The following is an 11,933-nucleotide window of genomic DNA, read 5'->3' on the forward strand; positions in this document are numbered from 1 at the left end:
GTGTCAAGCGCGCTGCGAAGCCGTTTTCCTAAAGGGTGGGAGGAGTAATGTTTCTTTTCGCTCGCGTTGGGGTGCTTTAGGAAAATAGAGGTGCTTTCGCCTCGTTGTATTATGGATGAATGACTGCTCGGAAGAAGGCTTACTCTCTACCTAATCGAGTCGATGTCTCGACAATTTATATTGATGAATCGGGCGCAAAGAATTCGAGAGGTGGATTCTTTGTAGTTGGTTTCGTTAAAGTTCGGGAGCCGTATGTCTTGGCTCGTGCTGTTAGACACCTGCGTCAAAAACACCGATTTTATGGAGAAATTCATTTTGCGCAGATTTCCAAGAATCAATTGCCGTTTTACTTCGATCTAGTTGAAGAGCTGACAAGTGCCAACGTTAGGGTGGGTGGTTCGGTCTATGACTCACAACAATCGTTTAGCGATGATTTGGCGACTTGGGAGCAGCAGTCGTTAATGGCAGCAAAGCTGATACGCGGAAATATTAACAGGGGCGAACTCGTCAATGTTTTCCTTGATTTAGTCCAGACTCCTCAAGGTAAGTCCGCCGCAAAGGTGGTAAAAGAACAGGTAAATAGGCGAATGGGGTCTAGGAGTGTCATCGAAGCGTATGACGTCGATTCAAGGTCAACAGACTTGATACAGCTTGCTGATGTCGTCGCAAGCTCAATTAACTACGAACGATGCCATTCAGAGGGACGCGTCACTGCTAAGGCTCGCGTATCATCACGTCTCCGAAGAGCACTCGATCTGGATGCTTTCGACGATGTTCAGGCTGGAAAAGTTAATATTCTAACTATCAACGACAAACTCAAGTACACATAGATCGATCTTGACTTGCCCAAAAGCGAGTGCATAGTGATATAGTTGTCGATGTGCTGAGACTTGGGTTCACCTCCCACTACCTCGGCACCTGGTTGCGGTTGGTTACCGCTGTCCCAGACTAGCGCATGGTTTCGTTGCGCATTCAGACTTGACTGGCCCTCCTGCATCTCGTATGCAACGGGGGCCAGTCTTCGTTTTGTAAAAATTGAGCTTAAGAGACATTTCGCCGCTTGGGCGGTCTCCGTTTCCGTGCTACGTCAAGGAGGCCATGGGAACAACCCCACAACCTTCGGGGACAACGACCACGGCCTCCACACTAGACCGCGGCAGTGGCCCGGCCAAGCCCCGGCCCTGGCACATCCCTTGGCCTAATTGGGCGACTCGATAGGGTCGGACACGTTCAGCAGCTTGCGCCAGGAACCGGCCGATTCGATGGTGTCTTCGTAGGCAATCACGTAGCCGATCTTCATGTTCATCATGTCCGGGTGGCTAGCCATGAGATTGATGGCCTCTTCGGCAGCGGCGCGCTTCTTTTGTACCTCGTCGTTAGCTCGGCCACCGGCATCCTTGCCCTCAACGATCCAGGTTCTACCCTCCTTATCGTGCACGATGAAGTCCGGGTAGTAAGACCGCCGCGCGGCATACCCGATGCTTGCTTTATCCTCTGGGTACAGCCGCGTCCACCACTCAACGTCCGGGGATACGTCCAGGTCACTAGCCAGCTGCGCTTCGCCCGAGTAGGAGTCAAAGGCGGCAGCGTTATAGAGTCCTTTCTTCCAGCCGGAGTAGTACTGGCGGCGCACAAACTTCGACTTGTCCTCCGTGCGCGGAATAATGTCACGTCCCTTGGGCAGCTGGTAGCTACGTCGCTGTTCATGGGGCAAAAGCAGGGGAACCAGACGTACCGTTGGCTCCAGTGAGGCCGTGAACTCAGCCACGGCGCGAGAAACCAACATCCGCAACGTCTCACTGGCGGTGGCGAGCGCGTCCACCGTCCACTCGGTCACCGACACGGCGTTCATAAAGGCCGGGACAATGCGGTTATCCAGCTGGCTAAGATTCTCCCTGTTGCGGTCAATGAGTCGGTTGGCCAGGATAATCGCCTTAATCTCACGCCGGGCGGTATCTTCCTCGATAGCCACAGACTGTATCTGCATTTGCTCCAGACGGCTCGTGGAGATGGTGTGAGCGGTGAATTTGAGCTTGTAGCGCTCCATCTCGCTGGTTGCTTCATCCGTCACCTTGCCCGCGGCTGCAACAATGTCAGCGTTAGTGAGCTTGTGCAGCGGGAAGAACTCGTCTTCGCGCATAAAGGTCGTGTGTGGGAACCAGAAGGAGACATCCCTAAAGCGCTCCACCAATTCCACCACCGCAGGAGTGGTGTCATCATCATGCCAGTGGTCCAGGTCGCTGCCGTCACCGCCTAGCTCGCGTAGCTTGCCTACAGGCTTATCTGTGGCGTTCTCACCAGCTAATTCCGTGTCCCCCTGAGCCGTCGTGTCTGGGTCGGTGCCAGTTCCTGGATCAGTTGCCACGGTTAGTTCTGGGCCGTTGCCAGGACGGGTTTCGCCGTCGCCGCCGGTATCGGTGTCCGGCTGTGGTGGCTCGGTATCAGTATCGGTGTCCGGCTGTGGTGGTTCGGTATCAGGAATCGGCTCCGAGGTTTGCGGCCGGGTGTCCACACCGAAGGAGTGCAGCACCTTCTCGCTTTTGAGCAGTCGCCTAAACGAGTCGTGGGCTACCACCTCTAGGGTGTCGATAGCTTCCACGCCGGTGTAGCGCTTAAACGGCAGTCGCAGGCCGCGACCAAGGGTTTGCTGGGTGAGGATGTCGGAATCCATGGCGCGCAGCGTGACCATCACTGCAATCGACCGGGTGTCCCAGCCCTCTTTGAGCTTGTTCACGCTTACCACCGCGCGTACCGGGGAATCCGGGTTATCCAGCCCTGCCAGCAGCGCGGTCTTTTCCTCAGTCATGGAGTCCGAATCCACACGCAGCACCGCGTACGGGTTGTTGAAGAACTCCGGGCCTGCCAAAAGCTCTTCGACCTCAGTGGCGTGTGCGATGTTTTCGCACACCACCATCATCACCGGATTAATCGGGGACGTGCCATCGTCGGCGTGGCGCGCGGCGTACTCGTCATAGAAATTCTGCTTATAGGCATGCAAGGTGGCTGCGTCTTTGAGCTGCTGGTACTGCTCGCGCTCGCCGTAGCCGTCGCGGCGGTAGACAATGACCGGAGTCTTTACGGACTTGTCACCAATGGCTTCGCGCAGGGTGTAGCGGAAGATCACATCGTCGTCCTCGTCGGCAGAGGCGGTAAGACCTACCAGCATGGCCGGGCTGAGGTCTGCAATCGCGGCGTGGAAGGAGGCCGCGGACGCGGAATACAGGTGGTGCTCGTCGGCAATGACTACCAGGTCGTCGCGGGCGGCGAGGTCGTCGTAGAGAACTCCTGCGTATTCGGAGAATTTGCGAATACCGCGCGCGGTGGCTTGTTTTCCACCACCCTTGGTTTCGCCCTCCATCTTCTTCGGGGCGATAAGCTGCTGGATGTTAAAGACGAACACGCTAGAGGACGACTGCTGCTCGGCCTCGGTACGCCCTGCGGCCATGGACTTGTAGTTGTCCGGGGTGACCACAACCGGATCCAGAGCTGCGCCCTCGATGAACTTGCCGGAACCGCGGGTGAAGTTAGCCACGGTCTTGGTCTGCACCACCAAACCGGGTGTTACCACCACGACGTTGCGCACGCCATGGCGGCGCAGGTACTCGATGAACGCGGCCATGACATAGGTCTTGCCCGCGCCCGTAGCCATGTCCATAACCAGCGCGTTCGCGCCGTCTACGCCGCTATCCATGCGGCGCGCGAGTGTGTCGAGTGCTCGGGTATTAGCTGCGCGTAGTCCAAAGCTCGCGGAGAGTTCGTCCACGAGTGCTGGGTCATAAGTCAGTTGCAGGGTCATGGCTTAGGCCTCCTTATTCGTCGTCGAGAGGGTACGGGTAAACAGCCCATCGGGCAGGTGGATGATCCGTGATCCGGGGCAGGCCTTGTGCAGGTAGCGCCCCAAGTCAGAATCAGCGGAGGTGGCAGCAACGGTCACTGCTTCACCATCGGGTACGTAGTACACCAGTTCGTCGATGAACTCCTGCGTTAGTGGCTGGCGGGTGACAAACAAGTTCATCTTCTCCCGCTTAGCCGGGAATACCGGGTTGTCCGGTGTCATACGAAACCGCAGGTGCGCGGCGACTGCTGCGGACAGGTTGCGCGCGGTGGCATCCTCGGTAAGGACGACCAAGCCGGTGTCCTCGTCCACGTCGAAACAATCCCTAGACAGCCGCGCCACGGTGAATCTTCCGCCGCCGCGCCAGTTGATCGTGTCCGGTGACTTCTTGGTCTTGACCAGCTGTTTAATCGTGCGCAGGTCGGCGGACTTCTTCAGCTCTGGTTCGTCCCTGACTGCCTTGTTGAGAAGCGAGGTCAGCTTCTGCGCGTCCTCGGGCGTTAAGCCGTCTGGCAGACCATCGGTGCTAGCGTCAACGCGCTCGCCCTTGGTCACGGTGATACCGCCCATGTCCTCGCCGCGTACCACCTTCTCCAGACGCGGCCGGGTAAAGCGGTCGAACGTGTCCTCGTTCAACTCACATGTAACCCAGCGCCTGCCCATCTTGTGCGCCACCGCCGCGGTGGTTCCCGACCCGGCGAAGCAGTCCAACACGATGTCGCCGGGATTGGTAGCGATGTGGATTACGCGCTCTAGCAGGCGCTCGGGCTTGGGGGTGGCGAAGGCAGCGGTGCCGGGGAAGAGGGCTTTCAGTTCAGACTTCGCAGCGCGGTTGTGGCCCACGTCCTCGTTCGTCCACCACGTACGCGGTGGCTGGCCCTCCTTCGGCGGGTAGGACTTACGGCCAAAGGAAGTCTCCGTGACAAAGAACTCCGGCCAATTGCCCTGCTCCATTCGCTTGCGTGTGCGCTGTGCAGCGGTATCTGCGTACTGAGGATTAATGATTAGGTCGCCAACGTCCTCACGCAGAACGTCCTTGGACAGTCCCGTCTCCCTGGCGCGCAGCTCCAAATCTGGGGACTCCCACTTCAAGACTCCGTACTGGGACAGTGAATCGAAAAGTCGCTCTTGCCCAAAACACCAGTGACGGCCGCTCGCGGGATACATCATTTCCCCCGTGAGTGGGTGTTGAATGGCAAACACGGCGGGGTGCTGCATTTTCCCGCTCATATTTCCCGGTGCACTTCGGTTATCGGAGAACCAGATACCGCGTTCGTCCCCGTCCGGGTTGGTGAACCGCGCGTTATCTTCGGCGGTTCGCTCCATGCGGTTAAGTGCGCACGCCGGTGACTTTCCGTACACCAGGATTACGTCGTGGTCAGCGGAGAACCCAGTCACATCGTTTCGCGCCGAGTCTGCCTTCTGCCACACAACCTCAGCCACGAAGTTCTCCGCGCCAAACACCTCGTCCATCAGCAGGCGCATACGGTGATTTTCCACGTCGTCCAGGTGTACCCAGATGGAGCCATCGGCGCTCAGCAGTTTCTTCAAGTGCAACAGTCGGTCGCGCATCATGGTCAACCACACGGAGTGCTCTAGGTTGTCCTCGTAGTTGGCGAAGGTCTGCGCGGTGTTAAAAGGCGGGTCGATGTAGATGCACTTGACCTGGCCTACGTACTTATCGGTCAGTTCCGGTACACGGGTGAGTGTTTCTAGTACGTCGCCGGACTCGCCCAGAATCAGCAGGTTGTCGTCGGTGGGCGTTAAGTCGGCGCGCTCGGAGTAGGTTCGTCCCTCTTCCTTAGGCTTCTGCTCGCCGCGCACCATATCGCCGTAGTCCAAAAAGTGGGTCTGGCAATAGCGCGGGTCGGTTGGATCAACCCACGTGTAGCCATATTTACCCTGCTCAGTGGGGATAAGGGCCTGGTCCTTGTTGTACCACGTTAGCTCTAGACGCTGTTTCGTCATAGGCTGCGCACTCCTTTTGTGTACCGAGGATAGAACGGATCCAGTCTATCCAGCAGGGGCTGGTTTCGGGGCCGCGGTGGTGCTTTAGTCCAGCACGTCCCCCTTGGGGATTGGGTAAAAGGAAAGCCCCAGCCACAGCATTACACCGCGGCTGGGCCTGCGACCTCCTCACTAACCTCAGCTACAGCCGATCGATGTCTACGTCACCGTCGAGAATCCGCGGCGATACCTCCATGTGGATCCCGCGGTAGGGAAGTAGTGCGCGGATAATGTCGTGGGTGATGTCGATGCCTGGAGCTGGTTCGTCCCGCAAAAGGTGGTACAGGCTAGGGCAGTAGTCCACGCCGGGAAACTCGTCCTTTGCTTCGGGAACGCACCCGTCCGGGTCAAAAGTCGTGCAGCGAATGATCAGGTCGTCGTGGACACTATTGGGCAGATTGATGGTGAGTCCTGGTGTGGTGGCAGACATGTCTGCAACCGTGGCCTCGTTTACAGACCGGGTAAGCGGGATTAGGCCGCGGGCGGACTCACCGCCTTGGATGCGGGTGAGTCCCGCACGGTTTCCGTAAGTGTCGGCCAGGGTGACAAACGTGACGCGCACCGGGGCAGTGGCCACCGACATGGAGTTAAACGCGGTGAGGACGTTGATTTCGCGCTCGGTGATAAGCCCCTGCGGGCCTGTGAAGCTAATGACGTGGTTGTAGAGCGCGGCGGTGGACATGGACAAGATGGTGTCGGCCACCTGTTTTCCCTGTTTCAGGGTTTCGGTGACTTGGGCGAGGTCGTCTACCTCAAGCTCGGTGGTGAAGTACTGGCAGTACAGTGGTGTGCTCATGTCGAGTGTGGACATGGTTCGTCCCTTTCCTTCAGGGTGTGTGCAGTGGAAATGTAGAGTGTCGGGCACGGTATCGGGTAGAAATTTGCGGATACGCAAACTGTCCGCGCGGTGGTCTTCTGGTGTGCACGGTGTGGTAATAAGCCGCGTGGGCTAAGGCAGAATTGCGGATACGCAATCGCGCTCGACGGTGGTCACGCTAGCCGGTGCGAGGTGTGGTTGAGGCTCCGCGCAGGTCGCGCACGCATCGGTTAGCCACAACCGGGGGCAGTGGATCTACATGTTGTGGTGGACATAGCTGTGGGCCACAAAGCGGGGCCTTGAAGGACTTGGTGGGTAGGGTTAAGGCTGTGTCCGAGGCTCGGGCGGGGGTACTAAATATGACATGTCCCTTTTTGATCTCCACAACATGATGTGGTGGTTCGTCTGGTAGATGTTTGCGGAACCGCAAACACGCAGGTCATATAAGGAGTTTGTGTGCTGTTGGCGGCATGAGACCACCTGCTTGCCAGATTGCAGATCGGCAAACAAGACTATGTGTAGCGGGGTGCACTGTGTGACCTCACCACGTAGCATCTGGTGCACCCGCCCCCATTCCACTTGCAGTTCCGCCGCCAAAGGAAAGGCCCATGTCCAGTAACTACACCACTGCCGACTACGAGGCGATCATCGCCAACTACACACCACACGCCGTGCGCTCCGAGCCGTGGAGCCACGTCGCCGACTTTACCCGCGAGTGCGTGCGCGCACTTGACCTCACCCCGGACAACACCAGCCGCGACGCGCTGCGCAACACTCTGAACTGCGTGTCCAAGCTCGCCGCCTGGGTCTGGGTGAGCTACGGTGTGGTGACTGTTGAGACCGTCTTCCACCCCGACATCATCGGCAACTACTTCCTTGCCGGAGATGGCGCAAAGCTCAGTCCGTCCACCGCTGGAACCCAGCGCTCGCTGCTGTGCCGGGTGGCAGAAGCGATCAACGACGACTGGAACCCTGACTACCAGCACCCGATCGCTTACGAGCCAACCCTTGAACCCTATGACAGTTATGCCTGTGACCGGCTGTGGGACTGGGCCGAGTCGCAACCCACCGCTGCCCGCCGCCGCAACTTCACCACAGTGTTGGCCCTTACCCTGGGTGCCGGGCTGCGAGCGGGAGAAATCTGCACGCTGCGCGGCAAAGACGTGCGCGTTGACGGCGACGGAGTACTGCTGTTTCCGCACGGCTACCGCGGGGCTGGCCCGCGCGAGGTGCCACTTTTAAAGTCTCATACCGAGCTGATACAGCCGGTCATTATGGCTACCGGCCCGGAGGACTACCTGTTCAGGCCGGGCCGGGACAACGAGAACGTTAGTCAGCTCTCGGCCTACCTGCGCCGGGTAACGCCCAGTACGTCGCCGGACATGGTACCGGATACCCGCAGGTTGCGTAACACCTGGATTATTGGCCGCATTGCGGCAGGAGTTCCCACTGATGTGCTGTGTGCTGCGGCAGGACTGAAGTCCTTGCACCAGTTTGAGGACTACGTGGTCGAGGCCGGAGCTAACCGCCGCCATGCCTACCGGCTTCTTCTAGCCGGAGGCTCGACCCATGGCACCCCAGGTGGAGGCCTGTACGTGCTGTAGCTCGTCTCACGTAGACTCCCTGAGCTATCCCTGGCGATTGCATATCTGCAAAGTTGAATTGCGGATACGCAAAACTGGTCTCATGGCGCACAGAACCCACCAGGGACGAACCACCCTGTGACCTGTGGGTTTACTCATGGCCTGAGGTAAGAAGGCACCGCCACCTATTTCGTGGTGTAGGTGTGCTCACCTCTCTAGCCATGAACGACACGCCTGTAACTAATACCCGACTCACCAGTGTTGGAAACATGCAGTTTCCAACACTCGGGTCACTGACTGCCGTATCGGTTGCTGCGATGGTAAGGCCACAAGGCCTTGCCTGTAGTGACCTCGATATTGGCAATGACACGTCCCGTCGGGATCATCTCGCCGCGGATGATTCGGGTGATGGTGGAGGCGGGGATACCGCAGGCATCAGCCAAGTGCTTGGCACTGGGGTAGCTCCCGTTCAGGGTGAGCTGCTGGACGTTGCGGGCAAAGTCCTGCAATTTCCGCATGACCGGATCGTGGGCCTCGATATGGGCATTAGGCCAGTTGGCGTAACGCCTGACCGGAGCTTCGGCGGGAAGGTCGGAAGCCACGAGACCACTTCCTTTGAACCAGATGAAAAAGACGAACCACCTCAGTCTAAATACAGTGAGGTCTACGCTGTGATCGACACACTGACGACACGCGGATTACTCCCACCCACAACTCCTACCGTTGAGCGCAACCGCAAGCGAGTACTCGCGACATACTTTTGCTACATGCGCGATCGCTGGTACGACGACATCGACGTGGATGGTTGCATCTACCTGCTGCGTGATGGCGGGAAGATCCGCACCTACCTGCAAGCCCGTACAGCAGATTTATCCAAGCCCAGCCTCAACGCCACCCGTCGGATCCTTAACCGCTGCGCAAGCCATGTCATTGGCCAAAAAGGCGCGCTGGAGTGGGCAGAAGAATTGCCGGAGGTCTTTTACCCGGCAGCTAAGGCTCCGCGCCGCGCCTACAACGCCAGCGAACTTATCCCCATTGATGATTGGGTTCACTCCCGACCGCGCCGCGAGTCGCGGCGCGTGGCCTGCATCATCGTGTCACTGGCTTTAGGTGCTGGCATGTCCACCGAGGAAATTTATCACTGCCGCTATGGCGACTTCACCGACTTTGGCGCGGTACTGGCAGTACATGCACGCGGTGGTCGTGGTATTACACCGCGTACTGTTCCGCTCACGGCACCTTTCGACGACCTCATGCGCCGGGTGCTTGATGGTGTGGGCGAGGATCGCAGGGACGAACCACTGGTCAAGCCCAACTCAGCGCGCCGCCGCAATGATGCCACAGGCCCACACCTCATATCTGACTTCATTCACAGGACGAGCGAAAACCCATCGAGTACCGGCCACGCCCCGACACTTCCTAGGCTGCGCTATACCTGGATCGCCGACCACGCCGCCGAACGCGTTGACTTTAACCACCTGGTCTATGCCACCGGAAGCATCCAGCCGTTCACCCACACTTTTCGGAGCATGATTATCGAATCCGGCGCACTGACTGAGGTCGAGTACCGCGAGTGGGCCAAGGGCAACAGGGACGAACCAGACTACCCGCCGCTTCGAGTCGTCGAACCGAGAGCAGGAGGCGAAGTCTAGGTGGCCCACTTCAACACCACACCCACCCCGCTGCTTCGCCTGGACGGAGCCAGCGTCTCCTGGGCATTGACCATCATCGACCGCACCGACATCTGCCACCACCTTGACACCTGGCGGCGCGTAGACGGCTACGACCCCACCAAAGGAGGCAGGCCCAAATCCGTTAACGACCGCACCATCCTTGCGCTCTACCTGATTCTGGCGCGCTCTGGTCAACCCATGCACTTGACCACCATGACGACACTTTTGGCCTCGCCTGACACGACAGACAAGGCCTTAGAACTCCTTAACCTGCCCAGCCGCGATAGGGCACGACGGGTAGGTGACTCTTACGCAACTCAACACAACATCTGGTACTACCGCCTGTGGCGCGCGCTGCACAGCTTCTTAGGTGTCGTTGACCCATTCGACAACATTCCGCACCACGCCAGGCTTACCCGTGCTGAATTCAACCGGCTGATCGGAGAACAAGACTCTGAGCGCCGCGAGGAAAAATGGGAGCGCGCCACCTACGTGTTCAATGAGCTGGTTATGGCAAGTACCGAGGACATGCCCGAAGAATACCGAGCCAACTGGCAGGGAGACCTCACCTTAGACGGCACGCTGATTCCAGGAGTGCGCCGTGGTAACAACCGATGGACGAACCGACCGGACGATCTCATGTCCTCCGAGCCGGAAGCAGGCTGGTACTCGCGAGACGAGCGGCAAGAAACACATGGCGAATCAAAGCGAAAGCGAAACGCCAAGCATGTGTGGGGTTGGGAGGCCACACTTGTTGCCGGTGTCATTCAAGACCAAGGCCCATATGCACAGCCACACCTGATTATGGGCATGGCCTTCGACCGGCCCAGCCACAACCCTGCGATCCGTGGGTTGGAAGCCATGCGGCATTTAACGGATGATCCTGAGACACCTAAGGGCACAGTGGTGGGCGATCGTGCTTACTTCGCGGTGGCTAAGACCAAAGACTTCCATGAACCACTGCGTAAAAAGGGATACACGCTGGTGGGGGACTACAAAACCAACCAGCTGGGAAAGCGCGGATCCTATGAAACCATGGGGTTAGTTGAAGGCCACTGGTATTGTCCTGCCATGCCGAAACCTCTGGTGGAAGCCACCGAAGACTTCTATGCCGGACGTATTGATGAGGCCACCTACAACCAGCGGATCAACGAGCGCCGCGCCTTTGCCATGCGGCGAAAAGGCAAGGATCTCTCCGGTGAGAGTCAGAGGTTTATGTGTCCGGGACGAGGTAAAGGAAAGACACTGGCATGTCCCTTGGTGGAAAAGAGTCAGCGCCAGGACGCGAGAGACAGAGGACTACCCTCCATCTCCGGGCCAAATCTATCTACTGCGCGCAACGGAAAAGGAAAGTGCTGTACCAATAGGGCCTCGGTAACCATTCCCAATAAGGAAGGAATGCGCTACCGCCAAACTGGCCCTGCTTTTAAGACACCGGAATGGAAGAAGGTGTATGGCACGTGGCGCAATGTGATTGAAACGCGCAACGACTATGTAAAGAACAATCGCGGCGGTGCTGCTATTAGTGACCATACGAGAAGACCTGTACGCGGTTTTGCTGCGGCCTTCTTCTATACAGCTCTTGGTGTGGTTGCGGCCAATGTATCTATGATTCGGCGTTTTCTTGGCCGGGTGGATCGGGATGAAAAGACTCCGCTACCTGGCACGCGAGATCCGCAGCCGCCGCGCGATCCGGCGCGCGAGGCTGCTTAAGACCAACTGAATACATTTCTCACATCTAGCTCGGAAAACCGATAAAGGGTTCCGGGCTATTAGTCGTTTTAGAGGGGACGAACCATGCTGTGTTCCTTATTAGTCAACGACTGGATCAGAGCGAAAACGACTAAACCCACCGCGGTGAAGCGGTGGGTTTAGCTATGCGGAGCAGTTTCGCAAATGATTTAAGCTAGATTCGCAAAACCGTCCTGGAATTTTGTCGGGCTAACAGGATTTGAACCTGCGACCCCTACACCCCCAGTGTAGTGCGCTACCAAACTGCGCCATAGCCCGCCGTCGAA

The 11,933-nt window shown here is 58.0% G+C and carries 8 protein-coding genes and 1 tRNA gene; 4 read left to right on the top strand and 5 right to left on the bottom strand.

Going from position 1 to position 11,933, the window contains the following annotated elements:
• Nucleotides 1–119: 119 nt before the first annotated feature.
• A complete protein-coding gene (locus tag L8V01_RS00160) occupies nt 120–830 on the top strand; it encodes a DUF3800 domain-containing protein (RefSeq protein ID WP_269945172.1) in 711 nt (236 codons plus the stop codon).
• Between the two features lie 368 nt (nt 831–1,198).
• On the opposite strand, the gene L8V01_RS00165 is transcribed toward L8V01_RS00160, so the two are convergent.
• From L8V01_RS00165 to L8V01_RS00175, 3 genes are all read right to left on the bottom strand, one after another.
• Nucleotides 1,199–3,796 carry a DEAD/DEAH box helicase gene (locus tag L8V01_RS00165; protein ID WP_269945173.1) on the bottom strand — a complete coding sequence of 866 codons (2,598 nt, stop codon included), beginning with the start codon at nt 3,794–3,796 and terminating at the stop codon, nt 1,199–1,201.
• A 3-nt stretch (nt 3,797–3,799) separates the two neighbouring features.
• A complete protein-coding gene (locus L8V01_RS00170; protein ID WP_269945174.1) occupies nt 3,800–5,803 on the bottom strand; it encodes a site-specific DNA-methyltransferase in 2,004 nt (667 codons plus the stop codon).
• A gap of 181 nt (nt 5,804–5,984) precedes the next feature.
• On the bottom strand, nt 5,985–6,653 hold the full coding sequence (locus tag L8V01_RS00175; protein WP_269945175.1) for a hypothetical protein: 669 nt from the start codon (nt 6,651–6,653) through the stop codon (nt 5,985–5,987).
• Between the two features lie 614 nt (nt 6,654–7,267).
• On the opposite strand from L8V01_RS00175, the gene L8V01_RS00180 reads away from it, so the two are divergent.
• Complete coding sequence (locus tag L8V01_RS00180) at nt 7,268–8,263, top strand: tyrosine-type recombinase/integrase (RefSeq protein WP_269945176.1); 996 nt, start codon at nt 7,268–7,270, stop codon at nt 8,261–8,263.
• Between the two features lie 269 nt (nt 8,264–8,532).
• Here L8V01_RS00180 and L8V01_RS00185 read toward each other — a convergent pair whose 3' ends face one another.
• Entirely contained in the window at nt 8,533–8,844 is a 312-nt protein-coding gene (locus tag L8V01_RS00185) for a helix-turn-helix domain-containing protein (RefSeq protein ID WP_167315508.1), read from the bottom strand.
• A gap of 165 nt (nt 8,845–9,009) precedes the next feature.
• Here L8V01_RS00185 and L8V01_RS00190 point away from each other — a divergent pair, with 165 nt between their 5' ends.
• Both L8V01_RS00190 and L8V01_RS00195 read left to right on the top strand, forming a co-directional pair.
• The gene (locus tag L8V01_RS00190; RefSeq protein WP_269945177.1) at nt 9,010–9,894 is read left to right on the top strand and encodes a hypothetical protein; all 885 of its coding nucleotides are present in this window, start codon (nt 9,010–9,012) and stop codon (nt 9,892–9,894) included.
• Nucleotides 9,895–11,628 carry a hypothetical protein gene (locus L8V01_RS00195; protein ID WP_269945178.1) on the top strand — a complete coding sequence of 578 codons (1,734 nt, stop codon included), beginning with the start codon at nt 9,895–9,897 and terminating at the stop codon, nt 11,626–11,628.
• A 223-nt stretch (nt 11,629–11,851) separates the two neighbouring features.
• On the opposite strand, the gene L8V01_RS00200 is transcribed toward L8V01_RS00195, so the two are convergent.
• Nucleotides 11,852–11,925 (bottom strand) — tRNA-Pro (locus L8V01_RS00200).
• Nucleotides 11,926–11,933 lie beyond the last annotated feature (8 nt).

The organism is Corynebacterium curieae (assembly GCF_027570035.1).
GTDB lineage: Bacteria > Actinomycetota > Actinomycetes > Mycobacteriales > Mycobacteriaceae > Corynebacterium > Corynebacterium curieae.